At 37.1% G+C, this 16,663-nt stretch carries 21 protein-coding genes; 10 read left to right on the forward strand and 11 right to left on the reverse strand.

Annotated features, from left to right (window positions below):
* Positions 1-95: 95 nt before the first annotated feature.
* Entirely contained in the window at positions 96-737 is a 642-nt protein-coding gene (locus UXI14_RS16705) for a peroxiredoxin (RefSeq protein ID WP_335967134.1), read from the reverse strand.
* Positions 738-857: 120 nt separating this feature from the next.
* On the reverse strand, positions 858-1,415 hold the full coding sequence (locus UXI14_RS16710; RefSeq protein WP_277900586.1) for a thioredoxin family protein: 558 nt from the start codon (positions 1,413-1,415) through the stop codon (positions 858-860).
* A gap of 167 nt (positions 1,416-1,582) precedes the next feature.
* On the opposite strand from UXI14_RS16710, the gene UXI14_RS16715 reads away from it, so the two are divergent.
* The gene (locus UXI14_RS16715; RefSeq protein WP_277900587.1) at positions 1,583-1,885 is read left to right on the forward strand and encodes a phosphoribosylpyrophosphate synthetase; all 303 of its coding nucleotides are present in this window, start codon (positions 1,583-1,585) and stop codon (positions 1,883-1,885) included.
* Positions 1,886-1,920: 35 nt separating this feature from the next.
* The gene (locus UXI14_RS16720; protein WP_277900588.1) at positions 1,921-2,259 is read left to right on the forward strand and encodes a tRNA-binding protein; all 339 of its coding nucleotides are present in this window, start codon (positions 1,921-1,923) and stop codon (positions 2,257-2,259) included.
* 53 nt (positions 2,260-2,312) lie between these two features.
* On the opposite strand, the gene UXI14_RS16725 is transcribed toward UXI14_RS16720, so the two are convergent.
* Entirely contained in the window at positions 2,313-2,699 is a 387-nt protein-coding gene (locus UXI14_RS16725; protein ID WP_277900589.1) for a PUR family DNA/RNA-binding protein, read from the reverse strand.
* A gap of 76 nt (positions 2,700-2,775) precedes the next feature.
* On the reverse strand, positions 2,776-4,533 hold the full coding sequence (locus UXI14_RS16730; RefSeq protein WP_335967135.1) for an ABC transporter ATP-binding protein: 1,758 nt from the start codon (positions 4,531-4,533) through the stop codon (positions 2,776-2,778).
* Positions 4,534-4,672: 139 nt separating this feature from the next.
* Here UXI14_RS16730 and UXI14_RS16735 point away from each other — a divergent pair, with 139 nt between their 5' ends.
* The 4 genes from UXI14_RS16735 to yajC all read left to right on the forward strand — a co-directional run bounded on the left by UXI14_RS16735 (position 4,673) and on the right by yajC (position 7,690).
* Positions 4,673-5,776 (forward strand): Glu/Leu/Phe/Val dehydrogenase dimerization domain-containing protein, encoded by a 1,104-nt coding sequence (locus UXI14_RS16735; protein WP_335967136.1) that lies wholly within the window; start codon positions 4,673-4,675, stop codon positions 5,774-5,776.
* A 126-nt stretch (positions 5,777-5,902) separates the two neighbouring features.
* Positions 5,903-6,811: a transcription antitermination factor NusB gene (gene nusB / locus UXI14_RS16740; protein WP_335967137.1), complete on the forward strand. Its 909-nt coding sequence runs from the start codon at positions 5,903-5,905 to the stop codon at positions 6,809-6,811.
* Positions 6,812-6,903: 92 nt separating this feature from the next.
* Positions 6,904-7,377 carry a DUF1573 domain-containing protein gene (locus UXI14_RS16745; protein WP_335967138.1) on the forward strand — a complete coding sequence of 158 codons (474 nt, stop codon included), beginning with the start codon at positions 6,904-6,906 and terminating at the stop codon, positions 7,375-7,377.
* 22 nt (positions 7,378-7,399) lie between these two features.
* Complete coding sequence (gene yajC, locus UXI14_RS16750; RefSeq protein WP_277900594.1) at positions 7,400-7,690, forward strand: preprotein translocase subunit YajC; 291 nt, start codon at positions 7,400-7,402, stop codon at positions 7,688-7,690.
* A 54-nt stretch (positions 7,691-7,744) separates the two neighbouring features.
* On the opposite strand, the gene UXI14_RS16755 is transcribed toward yajC, so the two are convergent.
* Both UXI14_RS16755 and pepT read right to left on the reverse strand, forming a co-directional pair.
* On the reverse strand, positions 7,745-8,335 hold the full coding sequence (locus tag UXI14_RS16755; protein ID WP_335967139.1) for a DUF1801 domain-containing protein: 591 nt from the start codon (positions 8,333-8,335) through the stop codon (positions 7,745-7,747).
* A complete protein-coding gene (gene pepT, locus UXI14_RS16760; protein ID WP_335967140.1) occupies positions 8,325-9,563 on the reverse strand; it encodes a peptidase T in 1,239 nt (412 codons plus the stop codon). Before pepT ends, UXI14_RS16755 begins: the two co-directional genes overlap by 11 nt.
* Positions 9,564-9,725: 162 nt before the next feature.
* On the opposite strand from pepT, the gene UXI14_RS16765 reads away from it, so the two are divergent.
* Positions 9,726-10,346, forward strand: coding sequence for a hemolysin III family protein (locus tag UXI14_RS16765; protein WP_335967141.1), 621 nt, complete (start codon positions 9,726-9,728; stop codon positions 10,344-10,346).
* 6 nt (positions 10,347-10,352) lie between these two features.
* Here UXI14_RS16765 and UXI14_RS16770 read toward each other — a convergent pair whose 3' ends face one another.
* Both UXI14_RS16770 and UXI14_RS16775 read right to left on the reverse strand, forming a co-directional pair.
* Entirely contained in the window at positions 10,353-11,162 is an 810-nt protein-coding gene (locus UXI14_RS16770) for a mechanosensitive ion channel domain-containing protein (protein ID WP_335967142.1), read from the reverse strand.
* Positions 11,163-11,223: 61 nt separating this feature from the next.
* Positions 11,224-11,652 carry a DUF4268 domain-containing protein gene (locus UXI14_RS16775; protein ID WP_335967143.1) on the reverse strand — a complete coding sequence of 143 codons (429 nt, stop codon included), beginning with the start codon at positions 11,650-11,652 and terminating at the stop codon, positions 11,224-11,226.
* 281 nt (positions 11,653-11,933) lie between these two features.
* On the opposite strand from UXI14_RS16775, the gene UXI14_RS16780 reads away from it, so the two are divergent.
* Positions 11,934-13,127: a Gfo/Idh/MocA family oxidoreductase gene (locus tag UXI14_RS16780; protein WP_277900600.1), complete on the forward strand. Its 1,194-nt coding sequence runs from the start codon at positions 11,934-11,936 to the stop codon at positions 13,125-13,127.
* Here UXI14_RS16780 and UXI14_RS16785 read toward each other — a convergent pair.
* Positions 13,124-13,798: a ZIP family metal transporter gene (locus UXI14_RS16785; protein WP_335967144.1), complete on the reverse strand. Its 675-nt coding sequence runs from the start codon at positions 13,796-13,798 to the stop codon at positions 13,124-13,126. The genes UXI14_RS16780 and UXI14_RS16785 overlap by 4 nt on opposite strands.
* Positions 13,799-13,890: 92 nt before the next feature.
* On the opposite strand from UXI14_RS16785, the gene UXI14_RS16790 reads away from it, so the two are divergent.
* Both UXI14_RS16790 and UXI14_RS16795 read left to right on the forward strand, forming a co-directional pair.
* A complete protein-coding gene (locus UXI14_RS16790; RefSeq protein ID WP_335967145.1) occupies positions 13,891-15,048 on the forward strand; it encodes a THUMP domain-containing protein in 1,158 nt (385 codons plus the stop codon).
* A 12-nt stretch (positions 15,049-15,060) separates the two neighbouring features.
* Positions 15,061-15,294 carry a hypothetical protein gene (locus UXI14_RS16795; RefSeq protein WP_277900603.1) on the forward strand — a complete coding sequence of 78 codons (234 nt, stop codon included), beginning with the start codon at positions 15,061-15,063 and terminating at the stop codon, positions 15,292-15,294.
* 3 nt (positions 15,295-15,297) lie between these two features.
* Here UXI14_RS16795 and UXI14_RS16800 read toward each other — a convergent pair whose 3' ends face one another.
* Together UXI14_RS16800 and UXI14_RS16805 are read right to left on the reverse strand one after the other, a co-directional pair.
* Complete coding sequence (locus UXI14_RS16800) at positions 15,298-16,092, reverse strand: DUF6048 family protein (protein ID WP_277900604.1); 795 nt, start codon at positions 16,090-16,092, stop codon at positions 15,298-15,300.
* Positions 16,073-16,645, reverse strand: coding sequence for a DUF6452 family protein (locus UXI14_RS16805; RefSeq protein ID WP_335967146.1), 573 nt, complete (start codon positions 16,643-16,645; stop codon positions 16,073-16,075). The genes UXI14_RS16800 and UXI14_RS16805 overlap by 20 nt, the downstream gene beginning before the upstream one ends.
* Positions 16,646-16,663: the final 18 nt, after the last annotated feature.

A 16,663-nucleotide genomic window follows, 5' to 3' on the forward strand; every position in this document is an offset into this window, starting at 1 on the left:
GGCCGCCGCGCCAAGGGAACGCCGTAATTCATTATTTAAAGCACATAAAAAAAGCTCCATTTGGAGCTTTAGTGGGTTTGTTTTGATTAATCCTTTTAATCAATATTGGGTTGTGGAGTTAAGCGTAAATAGGGTTTTACTTCCTTAAAGCCTTTTGTGAATATATTTTTGGCGTCTTCACTTGAAATGGCTGGGCTAATAACCACTTCTTCTCCATGTTTCCAGTTGGCCGGGGTTGCTACTTTATGGTAGGCGGTTAATTGTAATGAATCAATGACACGTAATAATTCATCAAAATTTCTCCCGGTCGAAGCAGGATACGTAATCATTAACTTAATGGTTTTGTCCGGTGCAATAACATAGACGGAACGTACTGTTAATGTAGCATCTGCGTTAGGGTGGATCATATCGTATAATTGAGCTATTTTACGGTCTTCATCTGCAATTATAGGAAAATTGACACTGGTATTTTGTGTTTCGTTAATGTCGTTTATCCAGCCTTTATGAGATTCTACACCGTCAACACTTAACGCTATTACCTTGGTGTTTCTCTTTTCAAATTCATCTTTATATTTAGCTACAGTCCCTAACTCTGTCGTGCATACTGGTGTGTAATCGGCGGGATGGGAAAACAAGATTCCCCAACTGTCGCCTAAAAATTCGTGGAAGTTTATTTCTCCTTGTGAGCTCTGTGCAGTAAAATCCGGTGCTACATCGCCTAATCTAAGTGTTGCCATTTTATTTTGATTTTTAGTATTACTCTACAAAGTTACTAGATTAATAAAATAAATTTTAAATCTTACTTATAAAAGATTGTTAAAGGAACATCAACTTTGTTGATGCTTTTTTTGTTTTAACTATTCTTTCCATTTTATATTGCATCCCATGCTCGGTTTTTGGGCTTTATAGATGTTTTTGCTCATTATTGCGGCATCTATGGCTGTCCTTATATCACGTCCGGATATCGGCATGCTGTTTCCGGGCCTAGAATCGTCAAACTGGCCACGGTAAATTAATTCCAAGTTTCTGTCGAATACATAAAAATCTGGTGTACAAGCGGCATCATAAGCCTTTGCAACTTCTTGGGTCTCATCGTATAGGTATGGAAAGTTAAAGCCGTTTTCCTCAGCGTTGATTTTCATTTTATCGGGGGCGTCTTCTGGATATTTATCAACGTCGTTACTGGATATGGCCACAAAGCCCACCTCGGCATCGGCATAATCGTTTGCAAGTTTTGCTATCTCTTTATTTAAATGTTTTACATATGGGCAGTGGTTGCATATAAACATCACTACGGTAGCTTTTTCGCCATAAACATCACTCAATTTAAGCTTTTTGCCGGATACTGTATCCAAAAGTTCAAAATTAGGTGCTTTTGTGCCTAATGCTAGCATATTACTCTCTGTTCTTGCCATCGTTTCGCGTTTTACTATTTCCTGTAAATTACAAATAAGCATTTATTTAAAAAAGAAGTTGGATAACTAGTTTTTGTTTTGGTGCTTAATCTTAAAAAAAAACTAAAGTTTTGGCTGCTTATTTGGTTGTTTGTAACTTCTTATAAACCTTAAAAAGGATGATAATTATGGAAAAATCATATGAAAGTTTGTCGATAGCCATCGATGAACTAAAAAAGGAGGGGTATACAGAGGATTTTAATCTTTGTGATGCCGGAGTTGAAAACAAAAGTCGAAAAACAATTCACGATGCCGGAACATTGGATGTGGTAAATTATTATCGTTTTGAAGGGATAACGAATCCTGACGACAGTTCTGTTTTGTATGTTATAGAGACGTCTAGTGGTGAAAAAGGGCTATTGGTAGATGCTTATGGGGCTTATGCCGGAAATGTACCAAGAGAAATGATTGAAAAGTTAAAACTTAAGTGATATATTAGCCATTTAAGCTTTAATTTTTTATTTAAATGGAACTATTGTCTTGGAACGATTTTTTAAAGGTAGACATGAGGGTGGGTACGGTTATGGAAGTGCATGATTTTCCAGAGGCCAGAAATCCTGCCTATAAGTTGATTATTGATTTTGGAAAAGAAATAGGGATACGTAAAACATCTGCCCAAATTACCAAAAGGTATAAAAAAGAAGATTTGATAGGCCGCCAGATTATCGGGGTTGTAAATTTCCCTAAAAAGCAGATAGCCAATTTTATGAGTGAATGTTTGGTGATTGGGGCTGTTGATAAGGATAATGACATTACACTCTTGAACCCGGATTTTAAAATTGAAAACGGGTTAAGGATAGGTTAAAAAAGCATAAAAACCGCTGTATATACATTATACAGCGGTTTTATTTTGTCTTTTTATATATCGTCGAAGCTAATATCGGTAAACTTCTCTGTAGTTACCTCTTCACCTTCTTTAGATTCCCCATTGTCTGAGAAATTTTCTTTTTTGAAGTCTTTTTGGTGACGTTCAGATATTACTTCTTCTCCTTTTTCGTCGATAATAAAATCGATCATTTCTTCTAAATTCTCTTTAAAAGAGGCAAAATCTTCCTTGTACAGATAGATTTTGTGTTTTTTGTAGTGGTAAGATCCATCGTCGTGGGTAAATTTCTTACTTTCGGTAATAGTTAGGTAATAATCACCTGCCTTGGTGCCCCTTACGTCAAAGAAATAGGTTCTTCTTCCGGCTCTCAACACTTTAGAGAATATCTCATCTTTCTCTACAAAACCTTTATCGCTCATAATTCCTCTAAATACTTTTTATAATTGTTAACAAAATCAAAAATGTGAAAAAAAATGTAATGAAACAACAAATTTTTTAGTTTTCTTTTTCTGATAACTGATTTAGGTACAGTTCATGATAGTACCCTTTTTTGTTTATAAGTTGATTATGAGTGCCTTGCTCTACAATTTCGCCTTCCTCGAGGACAATAATTTTATCTGCGTTTTTTGCTGATGAAATACGGTGGCTCACAATAATCGTGGTGCTTTTTGCCGAAACATCCTTTAGATTATTCAGGATTTCTTCTTCTGTTTCCGTATCGACTGCCGATAAACAATCGTCAAACAAGTATATTTGAGGGTTTTTAATAAGGGCCCTTGCTATGGAAACTCGTTGTTTTTGTCCACCGCTGAGCGTTAATCCCCTTTCCCCGAGTATGGTATCGTATTTTTTGGTAAACGCTGTAATGTTTTCGTGTACGGCGGCTTGTTTTGCGGCATTTTCTATTTCTTGATGGGTGGCCTCATTGTTGCCGAATTTTATATTGTTCTTAATGGAATCTGAAAAAAGAAAGGCGTCTTGGGGAACAGCGCCAATGGCATTCCTTAGATCCAATAGGTTTAATTTTTCAATGGGCTCGCCATCAATTAAGATTTCTCCCGAAGATACATCGTACATCCGGCCTATTAAGTCGAGAATAGTGGATTTTCCCGAGCCTGTTTTGCCAATAATGGCAAAGCTTTCTCCTTGGTTTATGGTAAACGAAATATTTTTTAATGCCGTTATGTTGGTATCGTCGTAGGTAAAAGTAACATCTTTGAACTCTATTTTTCCGTTAATTTTCGAAGATTCGCCGGTTGGGTTTTTTATTTCCGGTTTTAAGTCCAAAAATTCGTTTATTCTTTTTTGCGATGCTTCGGCACGCTGTACAATAGATGTTACCCAGCCAACGGTAGCCACTGGCCATGTAAGCATGTTGACGTATATAATAAACTTTAAAATGACTCCCGTGCTGGCAATTTCGCCGTTTATATATTGAATACCGCCAACATAAATAACAAAAATATTGCTCACGCCAATAAGGAGCAGCATTAATGGGAAAAACCATGCATTGACTTTTGCCAGGTCCATGTTGGTATTTTTTCCTTCCAGGGCAAGTTCGTCTACTTGTTGCCCTATTCTGGGCTCTATTCCATATGCCTTTATAACGGAAATTCCGGAAAAAGACTCTTGTGTAAATGTGGAGAGCTTGGACAGGTATTGTTGAACCTTGGTGCTTCTTTTGTGTATTATCTTACTTATGTTGTATATCAGTACCGATAATATTGGTAGCGGGATAAGGGTATAGGCCGCAAGTTTGGGCGCTGTGTAAAACATTAACGGAATAACGCATAAAAACAATGTAATGGTCTGGATGCTATAAAGAATGGCAGGCCCCGCATACATTCTAACTTGTCCGACATCTTCGCTAATACGGTTCATTAAGTCTCCGGTCCTGTTTTTTTTGTAAAAATTTAAAGATAGCCGTTGGTATTGTTCATACACTTCGTTTTTGAGGTCGAATTCTATGTATCTGGAAATATTGATAATAGTTTGCCTCATTAAAAAAGTAAACAAAGCAGACAATGCTGCCGAACCTATAATTATTAAAATATAGTTTAGGAGTTTTGACTTTACTTCGGAAAGATCTGAGTTTTCATTTAAGATATATTGTTCAACAACACTTACAGATTGCTCTACATATTCAGGCAATACCAATTTAAAAACGGTTGCCAATATGGTAATTAACACACCAATTAATAATTTCCATTTATATTTCTTAAAGAATTTGTTAATATATTTAAGTTCCTTCATTTCTTTTTTCTAAAATCGGTTTTTTTGTGAAATCCTCAAAACAAGGACGTATTTTAGCTTTTATATTGAAATATTCTTATTTTTGTACGTATATTTTGACGATATTTAAAATCAAAGCTAACACGCAAAAAAATAATTTATGATATCAGAATTGATAGCCCCTGCAGAACTTAAAAAAGTTGATCCGGTTTTCGGTCAACTTTCATTTAATGATCACGAGCAAATCGTTTTCTGTCAGGACAAAGATACAGGATTAAAAGCAATAATAGGAATTCATAACACAGTTTTAGGACCTGCCTTGGGCGGCACGAGAATGTGGAATTATGAAAACGAATGGGAGGCGCTAAACGATGTTTTGCGTTTGTCAAGGGGCATGACCTATAAGTCTGCAATAACAGGGTTGAACCTTGGAGGTGGGAAAGCCGTTATAATTGGAGATGCCAAAACACAAAAAACGCCCGAACTCATGAAGCGTTTTGGGGAGTTTGTACATTCGTTGAGCGGTAAATATATTACTGCTGAAGATGTTGGTATGGAAACTGCCGATATGGATACCGTGAGAGAAGTTACCCCGTATGTAACCGGAATTTCAGAAGAAAAGGGAGGCGCCGGAAACCCATCGCCCATTACGGCATATGGTGTATTTATGGGGATGAAAGCTGCCGTACATTATCAATTTGGCGACGATAGCCTTGAAGGTAAGAAAGTATTGGTGCAAGGCGTTGGCCATGTTGGAGAAACATTGGTAGATTACTTGTTCAACGAAGGTGCGCAGATTTTTATATCAGACATTAACGAAGCCAGACTTGCCGAGCTAAACAGAAAGTACAAAGCGGTTATAGTGCCCGGAAACGAAATATTCAACCATCAATTAGACATATATGCGCCTTGTGCTTTAGGGGCTACCATAAACGACGCCACGGTAAACGCAATAAACACTAAAGTAATTGCCGGAGCAGCAAACAACCAATTGGCAGACGAAAAAATACACGGTGCCATTTTAAAAGAAAGGGGCATTGCATACGCACCCGATTTCTTGATAAATGCCGGAGGGATTATAAACGTATATGCCGAATTGGAAGGGTATGATAAAAAAGAGATATTAAGAAAGACAGAAAACATCTATAAAACAACCTTGGATATTTTTGCACATGCCGATACGCACGATTGCACGACACATGAAGCCGCTTTGAGCATTGCACAAAATAGAATAGATAACCGAAAAATAGCATTGAAAAAATAACCCGGTTTCTAAAATAATTATATTTTTGCAGGGCGAAAGGATTTTTCCCTTTCGCCCTCATTAATTTATTATAGGCACGAAAGTTCTTTAGGCATGTTAACACGAAGACACATCAGAGTTAAGGTAATGCAATCTATATACGCATTTGTACAATCGGAAAACACTGATTTAGGTAAAGAAGAAAAGTTTTTGTCCAGTAGCATGGAGAATATGTATAATTTGTATTTAACCCTTCTTGCGCTATTGGTAGAAGTGCAGAAAATGGCCGAAGAACAATCTTCGCTTTCACAAAAAAAATACCTTGCTACCAAGGAAGAAAAAAATCCAAAACGAAAGTTTATTGAAAATGCAGTTTTACAAAAATTGGTCAATGATACTGTATTGCCAGAAAAACTGAAAAACAGAAATGTAAGCTGGGAGCTGGACGAAGAATATGTGAAAATTATATACAGGGCCATAATCGAGAACGACCTGTATAAAAATTATATGAAAACCGATGCCCAAAGCTTTAAGGATGACAGAAACCTTATGTTGGACCTTTATCAACAGGTTATAGCACCCAACGAAAAATTGTACGAATATATTGAGGACAAGAAACTTACCTGGGTAGACGACCTTCCTTTGGTGAACACTTTATTGATGAAGATGATGAAGAAGCTAAAACCCGAAGCTCCAGATGATTATTTCCATCCATCATTGTTTAAAGATGAAGACGATAAGCTGTTTGCAAGCCTGTTGTTTAAGAAAACCATTTTAAACAACGAGAAAATTCAACAGGCAATAGAAGGAAAAACCCCAAATTGGGATACAGACCGTATAGCCGAACTGGATTCCATATTATTGAAAATGGCAATCTGTGAATTTTTAAAGTTCCCATCAATACCGGTAAAAGTAACCATTAACGAATATTTGGAAATAGCCAAAGAATACAGTACGCCAAAGAGCAGTATTTTTATAAACGGAATTTTGGACAAACTGGTGAAAGAATATCAAGCCAACAATTCGTTAAATAAGTCGGGCAGGGGCTTGATGTAAAAAAATATTAGTATTTTTGGCTCTTGTTTAAGAAAACAAATAAAGGTAAACCTCAAATATTAACCACTTATAAACAATAAAACAATCTAAAGATGAAAAAAGTTTTTTTGGTACTTACATTAGCTGCTGCCGTGAGTTTTACATCATGTAAAGATAATAGTGCAGCAAATAAAGTTAAATCTGAAAATGTTGCCAAAGCAGAGCAACGCGACGAAGCGGCAAAAAAATTGCCGGTTATGACTTTTGAAGAAACCGAATACGACTTTGGTAACATCCCTCAAGGTCAAAGTGTAGAGAAAGTATTTAAATTTAAAAATACAGGCGATGCGCCCCTTATAGTAACCAGTGCAAAAAGTTCTTGCGGATGTACAATCCCTCAAAAACCTGAAGAACCTGTTGCTCCTGGAGAAACCGGGGAGATTTTGGTAAAATACAATGGTAGTGGTAGAAACCAGGTAACAAAAACCGTTACTATTACAGCCAATACCGAAAAAGGAACCGAACAATTAAGAATTAAGGCTTTTGTAGAACCTAAAGAAGCAGCTGCGGGTCAACCAAAAGCATAATTAGTAAATATCATAAATTTTAATGGAAGCAATAAATCAATTTGCACCCTTTATTTTAATTTTCGCGGTAATGTATTTTTTTATGATACGTCCGCAAATTAAAAAGCAAAAGCAGGAGAAAAAATTTGCACAAGAGTTAAAGCGTGGAGACCGCATTGTAACCAAAAGCGGATTGCATGGAAAGGTAATAGACCTTAATAACGATAATACTTGTGTTATTGAAACCATGGCAGGGAAAATGAAGTTTGAACGATCGGCACTTTCCTTGGAAATGTCTCAAAAATTAAACGCTCCTGTCGAGAAAAAAAAATAATTTTATAGTTTAACAACAAGAGAGCACCTGTCTATTTATGGATTTGGTGCTTTTTTATTTTTTGTACCTGTCGTATAAGCCTTCTCCCGATTTTATCATCGGAATTATTTTTTGGAGCCTGTTTTGTTTGGTCGCCTTCCTTTTTGCTTCGTTTATGTATTCGTGGAATTCATTTTGTTTGGCCTTGGTAAACACATTAAAGGAATTCTTTAGCGCTGCATCATTTTTTAGCATGACAGACAATTCATCTGAAATGATATTTTTTTGCTTTTTCGCAATATTTACTTCCCGGCCTTCTTTCTGGTTTTTAATAGCTTCTTCTAAATAGCTTTTTACAAGTTTGGGGCGTATTTCATCAATGGTATTAAAGCGCCATTGCCGCATAGCTACTGTTTTGCCTTCTTGTGCATTTATTAGCATTTTTGCCTCATCTTTAAGCAAGGCCCCATTAAAAAACCATAACCCTGCATGTGCTTTAAAAGCCCCGATGCCAACTACGTTTTTATTGTTTACCGTATAAGTGGGCGCTCCCCATTTAATATTTTCTTCAAGCTCTGTTTCATTTATTATAGAGCGGAGTAGCAGTAGTTCGTTTTCCCACTGCAAATGTTTTTGTATGTATTCGTCTACATTTTTAGGCTTCATCGTTATAATATTTTGCCGTTAATTCTACAATTTTAACTATAACATCAGTTGCTTTTTTCATGCTTTCGGCCGGAACGTATTCGTACCTTCCATGAAAATTATGTCCGCCGGCAAAAATATTGGGGCACGGTAAACCCATGTACGAAAGTTGAGAGCCGTCCGTACCGCCGCGAATAGGTTTTATTATGGGTTCGATATTTAGGTCGAGCATGGCTTGTTCGGCAATATCAACAATATGCATTACAGGTTCTATTTTTTCCTTCATGTTGTAATATTGATCCTTGATTTCTATGGAAATAATACTGCCAAACCGATCGGTTAAATCACTTATCATGCGTTCTAGGAGTTCTTTCCGGGCATCAAATTTATCTCTGTCGTGGTCTCGTATAATGCCGTTAATTTCAGCATGTTCAACATTGCCCTTAAATTCGTAAAAGTGAAAAAAACCTTCCCGGTGATGCGTAAATTGCGGCATTTCTTTTTTTGGTAGCATAGACAAAAACTCATTGGCTATGGTTATGGCATTTATCATTTTGCCTTTTGCATACCCTGGATGTACACTTTTTCCTTTAACGGTAACTTTTACGCCTGCCGCATTAAAGTTTTCGTATTCTAGTTCCCCAACTTGGGAGCCATCCATGGTATAGGCCCATTCGGCCCCAAATTTTTTCACATCAAATTTATGGGCGCCCCGGCCAATCTCTTCATCTGGGGTAAATGCTATGCGAACGGGTCCGTGATGAATGTGCGGATTGTCTATCAAGTATTCCATGGCGGTTACTATTTCTGTAATCCCTGCTTTATCATCAGCGCCCAAGAGGGTGGTCCCGTCGGTTGTAATAATGGTTTGGCCTTTGTATTGTTTTAGGTCGTCGAAATAGCTTGGCGACAAGATTATGTTTTCTTCTTCATTTAAAACAATATCCCCGCCTTTGTAATTTTCAATGATTTTTGGGTTTACATTGGTTCCAGAAAAATCTGGCGAAGTATCAAAATGGGCTATAAACCCTATTGTGGGAATTTTTCGGTCTATATTTGCGGGCAATGTTGCCATTACGTATGCATTTTCGTCTATGGTTACATCTTCCATCCCAATGGTTTTGAGTTCTTCAGCCAACTTGTTCGCTAAGTCCCATTGTTTTTTTGTACTTGGGGTAGAGTCGCTATCTGGATTGGATTGGGTGTCAATTTTCACATAACTAATAAATCGGTCGATTATCTTTTGCATAAAGTAGTTTTTATCAAAAATAATATAATAATCCAATGTGGATGCTTATGGGTACCAAAAAGTTATTGAAAACAAAATACGTTGAATCGCTCTTGGATTTAAATTGATGTTAAGTTTTACCTGGTTTAATTAATTGTGAAGTTTGTTGGTTATTTTTGCTTTATGGATCAATCTCCCAAAGAAGAATTTTGGAATACATTAACTCATGGTTTTGGAGTTTTGCTGGCCATTTTCGGATTCTTTGTTTTACTAAGTTTTAATAGTCATAAAACCGATTTTAGCATTTTAAGCATATGTGTTTATAGTTTCTCCTCGGTCTTGCTTTTTACTGTTTCTACATTGTACCACCTAGTGGACAAAATCGAGCTGAAAACGGTTTTAAGGAAACTGGACCATATTAGTATTTATGTTTTAATTGCGGGTACTTATACCCCGGTTTGTTTGGTAATGCTCGTGCCGGGAAATGGCTGGATATTATTTTATATTGTATGGGCGATTACTTTTATGGGAATTGTCCTTAAAATATTTTTTACGGGAAAATTTGAAGCTTTATCGCTTTTGCTATATCTGGCCATGGGCTGGTTAATTGTTTTCGATATACATAATTTAATGGCTTCTTTTACAAGTTACCAACTTTTGTTGTTAATGCTTGGCGGGTTGTTTTATACCGTTGGAATTGTGTTTTATGCCATAAACAAAATACCGTACAACCATGTTATATGGCACCTTTTTGTCTTAGCAGGGGCAATTTCTCATTATTTAATGATTTTAAGCATTATTTAGACCAGTTTATGCATCTTTATGAATTTCGACCGAGTGCGGGTATGGAATTTCAATTCCGGCTTTATCCAAAGCAAGTTTACAACCTTCAACCGTAGCAAAAAACACGCTCCAATAATCTTCTGGCTTTGCATATGGCCTTACGGCAAAATTAACAGAGCTGTCGGCCAACTCTGTTACATTTACAGACGGGGCAGGGTCTTTCAATACTTTAGGGTTGTTGGTCAATACTTCCAATAAAACCTCTTTGGCTTTTTTTATATCTTCATCATAACCAATACCAATGGTTACGTCTACCCTAATTTTCCCTTCAGTTGTATAATTTACAATATTGCCGTTTGCCATGGCGCCATTGGGGATAATGGCCAGCTTGTTCTGTGGGGTAATGAGCTTGGTATTAAAGATGTCTATTTCCTTAACAGTGCCCAGTTCGCCTTGCGCTTCTATTAAATGCCCAATTTCATACGGTTTGAAAATAATAATCAATACCCCGCCCGCAAAATTAGAGAGCGAGCCCTGCAAGGCCATACCAATGGCCAAGCCTGCTGCGGCTATAACTGCGGCCAAACTGGTGGTTTCTACACCCAAAGTAGAAATAACGGTAATGATAAGAAAAACCTGTAGAAGCACGCTTACAAGCCTAACAAGAAATTTTTGTAAGGATTCATCATATCTTCTTTTGCTCATCAAAGCCTTAAGCCCTTTTACTATTTTCTTGATAATCCAGGAGCCAATGATGAATATTATAATTGCTTTTAAAATAGGGACCCCGTACTTTAAAACATATTCGGCAATGGTATCGACGCTTAGGTTTTCCATAGTTCCACGCTTATTTTCTATAAATGTATGTAAATATAGTAAATTGTATGGAAATAATAACTTATGATTTTATAAAGTATTCAAAATCAGTGTAAAATTCTTCGAATTTAATCATTGTTTCATTGAGGAACTGCATGGTTTCCTGCCATGTATTCTTGTTATGGATGCATACATTCTCTTTTAAAACATAAATCCTTGAGATTTCCTTGCCGTTTTCTAAAAAATAAATGTCCGAATATATGGCATCGGGAAGATAGTTTTCTATTAAGGCCGATTTTAGAGACTCCAGTTTTTCGTAATAATGAATCCTTTTCTCCAAGTCAGGGTCTTCAATATCCAAGGCGACAAGCGCCTTTTTGGTATCAAAATAGAATTTAAAAGAAAAGTTTTTGATTTTTGTATTATAAAGAATCCATTTCCTCGGAAACGACTTCCCGAACGATATCCAAAATTCTTTCCGCAGTGCTTTAGACGCTTCTTTGCTATACATATATCATTATAAATAAAAACATTCTAACCTGAATTCGATTATTATAACCAAAGTCAGAATAATCGAACTCGGCTTAATATAAAACTGCAAAAGTATTTTATTTCTAACAAAAGAAAGTGGAGTGAAGCTTTTTTGTCACTTTTATTATTTTTAATTTTACAAAATCATTAATAATAAATGAGTAAGGTACGTACCCGTTTTATAAAAAGTTTATAAAAAGTTGTGTTTTACTGATATTTTGATAAAATTGATGCCCTGAAATAAATTAATAGCATATATACATGAAACGTAGAGATTTTGTTAAGAAAAGCAGTGCAGTTTTAGCTGCTACATCTGTTTTTGGAACCGTTGCTGCCAAGACATTAACAGCAAATAACACCATACAAATAGGAGTTATTGGAACTGGCGATAGGGGAGGTGGCCTTATTCCTTTTTTAAATGAAATAGAAGGGGTCAATGTGGCTGCTTGTTGCGATGTTCTTCCGTTTCGACTGCAAAATGGGCTCCAAAGAGCAGGGAAAAACACAAAATCGTATACAAATTATGAAGATTTGCTGGCCGATAAGGACATTGATGCCGTTTTAATAGCCACCCCTTTTGCAACACACGGTAAAATTGCAATCGATGCGTTAAATGCCGGAAAACATGTGTACTGCGAAAAAACCATGACAAGAGGCTACGACCAGATAAAGCAAATGGCCGACCTGGCAAAAAGTTCCGGAAAAATTGTACAAACTGGACACCAATATCACAGTTCACGTCTTTATGTAGAAGTGGTAAAACTTATAGAGGAAGGCAAAATAGGCAAAATAACCGCTTTTGAAAGTCAGTGGAACCGCAATTGGAATTGGCGTCGCCCCGTGCCGGACCCAGCTTTGGAGCGTGCCATTAATTGGCGCATGTACAGGGAATTTTCTGGTGGCCTGCCTGCCGAACTCTGCTCGCATCAAATAGATTTTGCCAATTGGGTGAATAAATCCAATCCGCTCCGGGTTATGGGCATGGGCGGTATCGATTACTGGAAAGACGGTAGGGAAACATACGACAATGTGCATTTAATGTACGAATATCCCGAAGGTGTAAAGGCAACTTTTACCTGCTTGACATCCAATGCCAAAGACGATTACCAAATAAAGGTAATGGGCGATAAGGGAACCATTATACTCGATTATACAAAAGCATGGTTTTATCCCGAAGGTACTTACGAAGGGAAGAAAGTTACCGGCGACGTAGACGGGGTTTCCGGGGCCACGATTACCAATGGATGGGAAGAAGGCAAGGGGATTCCGTTGCCTTTTAAACATGCCGATCCCAGTAAACAGGCTTTAATGGATTTTAGAGACAGTATTTTAAACAACGAGCAACCTATTTCCAATGTTATAACAGGGGGCAAAACGGCCATTTCGGTACAAATGGGGCTCGATGCCATGCACCATAACAAAATAGTAAACTGGGAAGATGTTGCTACGCTTTAAATAAAATAGGCAATTACAATGCCTACAAGGATAACAATTAATTTTCTAAGATTGAATTTATGCCCTTCTGAACTTTCAAAGAGGATAACTGTTGAAATATGAAGGAAAATACCAATTACTATAGCCGAAATTTCATGATAGTAACTTTTTACCGGTTCGAAATTTTCGGCTATAAAACTTCCAATGGGTGTCATAAAGGAAAATAAAATTAAAAAAGCGGCAGTTTTCCCACGGCTTATGTCCGCACCTATAAAAAAGGTACTTAAAATTATGGCTACGGGTATTTTATGGATTATAATTCCATAGAGCAAAGTATCGTGGTCATGTATAGGAAAGCCTTCCAAAATGGCATGAATGCTTAAACTTATAAACAATAACCACGGAAATTGGTTCAGGGTTTTATGCAAATGCACATGACCATGCTCGGCACCTTTGGAAAAAAACTCCAAAAATATCTGGAGCAATATCCCCATCATAATAAAAACACCGGTCCGTTTTGAATCGCCATGATGGTAAACTTCCGGAAACAAGTTAAAAACGGTGATAGAAAGTAAAAAAGCACCACTAAATGCTAAAAACAATTTAAGCGTATGTTTCTCTTTTATTTTGAATATCAATACAAAAAGATATCCTGCAAGTACTGCTAATATAGGAAGTAAATAGTTTAACATATAAAAAGAACCCTTTTTTGGCGGGCTTATCCGGTATTTATTGTTTCAGGGAACTAAATTAACGTATTTTTGCGTTTTAAAACAGCTGGTAGATGTCTAATAATTTTAAAATGGTTGCCAAGACCATGTTTGGTTTTGAGGAAATACTTGAAAAGGAACTTAAAAACCTAGGTGCCATCAATGTTGAAAAGGGCATTAGAAATGTTTCTTTTGAAGGTGATAAGGGTTTTATGTACAAGGCGAACCTTTGCTTGCGGACGGCAATAAAAATATTAAAGCCCATCCATGGTTTTAGGGTAAGGAGCGAGCAGGACCTTTACGATCATATATATAAGATGGATTGGACAGCATACATGACATACCACAATACATTTGCCATTGATGCCACGGTACACTCCGAAAAATTTAACCATTCTCTTTTTATCGCTCTAAAAACAAAGGATGCAATTGCCGATAAATTTAGGAATACAGAAGGCAAACGGCCCAATGTAGACCTTAAGTACCCCGATTTGCGTATCAACATACACATCCAAAAAGATTTTTGTACAGTTTCGTTGGACAGCTCTGGGCAGTCGCTTCACCAACGGGGTTATAAAACAGCAACCAATATTGCGCCCATAAACGAAGTACTTGCCGCGGGAATGTTGCTGCTTAGCGGTTGGGACGGGCAAACCGATTTTTTGGACCCCATGTGCGGTAGCGGTACATTGCCCATAGAAGCGGCCATGATTGCCTGTAACATCCCGGCAAACATAAACAGGAAAGAATTTTCCTTTGAAAAATGGCGCGATTACGATGAAGATCTCTTTGAAAAAATAATGGAAAGCAGTTTGAATAAAACACGGGAATTCCATCATAAAATATACGGATTTGATAAGGCTCCTTCGGCAGTAAGAAAAGCAACAGACAATGTGAAAAATGCCAATCTTGGCGAGTATATCACGATTGAACAAAAAGATTTCTTTGAGTCCGAAAAAGAAACCGAAGGAAAATTGCACATGGTCTTTAACCCACCTTACGGGGAAAGGCTGGCCATTAACATGGAGGAATTTTATGCTCAAATAGGCGACACATTAAAACAAAGCTATCCAAATACCCATGCTTGGTTTATAACCTCGAACATGGAAGCCATAAAAAATGTGGGGCTGCGGCCTTCACGAAGAATTAAACTGTTTAACGGAAAGCTGGAAAGCAAACTGTTGAAGTACGAAATATATGAAGGAAGCAAGAAAGCTAAATTTAATAAATAAGCAAAAGAGAATATGAAACCAAAAACAAAAGCATTGCTTTATAACCTAATAGGGTTTGTGGGCATTTTTTTAATCTTACGCTTTACCTTGCTTTATCTTTTCCCTGTTAACCATATTGTGTTGGTGCTTATTGCAGCTGTTGTGGCAAGTGTGCTGGCACCAAAATTTGCCGTGGTCAACGAAAATGGAAAAGAACAAATAAAGATGAAATGGATATTTTTAAAGGGATTTAGAAATATTAACTAATATTTATTCTTCGTTGCTTTGCACTTCTGTTTTTTTGCTCGGTTTTTTGCCCTTAAAAATTGGTATCAAATAAGAAAGTGTATAATTATAACCTACGCCAAATTTACTTCCGTCGGTTACTTTGTTAAAACCGGGGATAAACAAGTTAGGTAATTGGTTGGCTTCTGTTTGGTTTATTAGATAATTAAGGCGAACACTGCCTCCCATGAACAAGTTCTTGAAAATCTCTACTTTAATTCCAAAAACCACTTCCACCCATTGTGCGTTCAGTCCGCTGTATTCCCCGAGCATGTTGGTACCGGTAATCCCGTCCTGTATTTCGCCCCAGTATTGGTTTTTAGTGTAGATTTGGTACTCGTTTAGGGTCTGGCTAAAAGCACTTAGCCCAAAACGCACCCCAACGTTAATAATGTTCTCCATTCCGTACCAGTTATCGTAAGTATTCCAATCGAACCCTAATTTTACATAGCTTCCTTTACTGGTAAAGTTAAAATTGTCTTCTTGCGTGGTTTTTTCTTCGTTTCCAAGTTCTGCTGCAGCATAAAAATTGTACGAAACTCTAAAATCTGCCACCAATTCTAGCCCTTTGTAGTCTTCATCTATAAAAGAACGGATGGGTTTGCTTAAGTCTATTCCAACTCTCAAACCATAACGCGGTTTGTATACGGTGCTATCGGTTTCAACCTGTACAACGGCAGTACTGTCTGTAGCTGTGCTGTCTACCGCAATTGTTTCTTCTTGCGAATAGCCGCTAAGAAAACATAAAAACAATATAATACTAGTGGTATATTTTAACATGTACTGTGTCTTGATCTTGTAAATTCTTGTCCTGAACAAATATAGAACGTATCCATTCGCCTGGATTTTGTACGGTATCTTTATATTTTGGGTTTAAAACGGCCTCTAGCTCCGTTATGGTTACCGCATAGCCGCACCCTCTGGATACAAAACGTTCTTTTCTGCTGTAATTAAATTGTATGGTATCCCTATTTCCTGTTTCAACAACATTTATATCGCCGTTTTCCAGGGTATCTATCCTGTCTTTGGAGTTGTAGATTAATATAAAAGTGCTGGAATTTTCAGAGGTCATTAAAGGGATTTCTATTTCGGTCTTGCTCGTCCTGTCCAGAAATGTATTTAGGGTATCCCTATCGGTACTGTCTTTGTTGATACCTATAACGCGTAAGCTTGGAACTGTTTTGTTGGCATCTTGGTTGATTAAATTGTAAAAACCAACTGTTAAAATCGGAGTGGTTTGTGTCTCTGGCGGACATATATCGTCTTTTTCACAGGCCGAAAATATGGCAGCGCCAATGGCCAGTATAAAAAATAAGGCTAATACTTTTCTCATTTTTGTTATTTCAGTTCC

The organism is Galbibacter sp. PAP.153 (assembly GCF_037029175.1).
In the GTDB taxonomy this organism is placed as follows: Bacteria; Bacteroidota; Bacteroidia; order Flavobacteriales; family Flavobacteriaceae; genus Galbibacter; species Galbibacter pacificus.

Bases quoted from the DNA above. Each gene is read 5' to 3' on its own strand.
- UXI14_RS16705 (WP_335967134.1), bottom strand. From the start codon at position 737: ATGGCAACACTTAGATTAGGCGATGTAGCACCGGATTTTACTGCACAG.
- UXI14_RS16710 (WP_277900586.1), bottom strand. From the start codon at position 1,415: ATGGCAAGAACAGAGAGTAATATGCTAGCATTAGGCACAAAAGCACCT.
- UXI14_RS16715 (WP_277900587.1), top strand. From the start codon at position 1,583: ATGGAAAAATCATATGAAAGTTTGTCGATAGCCATCGATGAACTAAAA.
- UXI14_RS16720 (WP_277900588.1), top strand. From the start codon at position 1,921: ATGGAACTATTGTCTTGGAACGATTTTTTAAAGGTAGACATGAGGGTG.
- UXI14_RS16725 (WP_277900589.1), bottom strand. From the start codon at position 2,699: ATGAGCGATAAAGGTTTTGTAGAGAAAGATGAGATATTCTCTAAAGTG.
- UXI14_RS16730 (WP_335967135.1), bottom strand. From the start codon at position 4,533: ATGAAGGAACTTAAATATATTAACAAATTCTTTAAGAAATATAAATGG.
- UXI14_RS16735 (WP_335967136.1), top strand. From the start codon at position 4,673: ATGATATCAGAATTGATAGCCCCTGCAGAACTTAAAAAAGTTGATCCG.
- nusB (WP_335967137.1), top strand. From the start codon at position 5,903: ATGCAATCTATATACGCATTTGTACAATCGGAAAACACTGATTTAGGT.
- UXI14_RS16745 (WP_335967138.1), top strand. From the start codon at position 6,904: ATGAAAAAAGTTTTTTTGGTACTTACATTAGCTGCTGCCGTGAGTTTT.
- yajC (WP_277900594.1), top strand. From the start codon at position 7,400: ATGGAAGCAATAAATCAATTTGCACCCTTTATTTTAATTTTCGCGGTA.
- UXI14_RS16755 (WP_335967139.1), bottom strand. From the start codon at position 8,335: ATGAAGCCTAAAAATGTAGACGAATACATACAAAAACATTTGCAGTGG.
- pepT (WP_335967140.1), bottom strand. From the start codon at position 9,563: ATGCAAAAGATAATCGACCGATTTATTAGTTATGTGAAAATTGACACC.
- UXI14_RS16765 (WP_335967141.1), top strand. From the start codon at position 9,726: ATGGATCAATCTCCCAAAGAAGAATTTTGGAATACATTAACTCATGGT.
- UXI14_RS16770 (WP_335967142.1), bottom strand. From the start codon at position 11,162: ATGGAAAACCTAAGCGTCGATACCATTGCCGAATATGTTTTAAAGTAC.
- UXI14_RS16775 (WP_335967143.1), bottom strand. From the start codon at position 11,652: ATGTATAGCAAAGAAGCGTCTAAAGCACTGCGGAAAGAATTTTGGATA.
- UXI14_RS16780 (WP_277900600.1), top strand. From the start codon at position 11,934: ATGAAACGTAGAGATTTTGTTAAGAAAAGCAGTGCAGTTTTAGCTGCT.
- UXI14_RS16785 (WP_335967144.1), bottom strand. From the start codon at position 13,798: ATGTTAAACTATTTACTTCCTATATTAGCAGTACTTGCAGGATATCTT.
- UXI14_RS16790 (WP_335967145.1), top strand. From the start codon at position 13,891: ATGTCTAATAATTTTAAAATGGTTGCCAAGACCATGTTTGGTTTTGAG.
- UXI14_RS16795 (WP_277900603.1), top strand. From the start codon at position 15,061: ATGAAACCAAAAACAAAAGCATTGCTTTATAACCTAATAGGGTTTGTG.
- UXI14_RS16800 (WP_277900604.1), bottom strand. From the start codon at position 16,092: ATGTTAAAATATACCACTAGTATTATATTGTTTTTATGTTTTCTTAGC.
- UXI14_RS16805 (WP_335967146.1), bottom strand. From the start codon at position 16,645: ATGAGAAAAGTATTAGCCTTATTTTTTATACTGGCCATTGGCGCTGCC.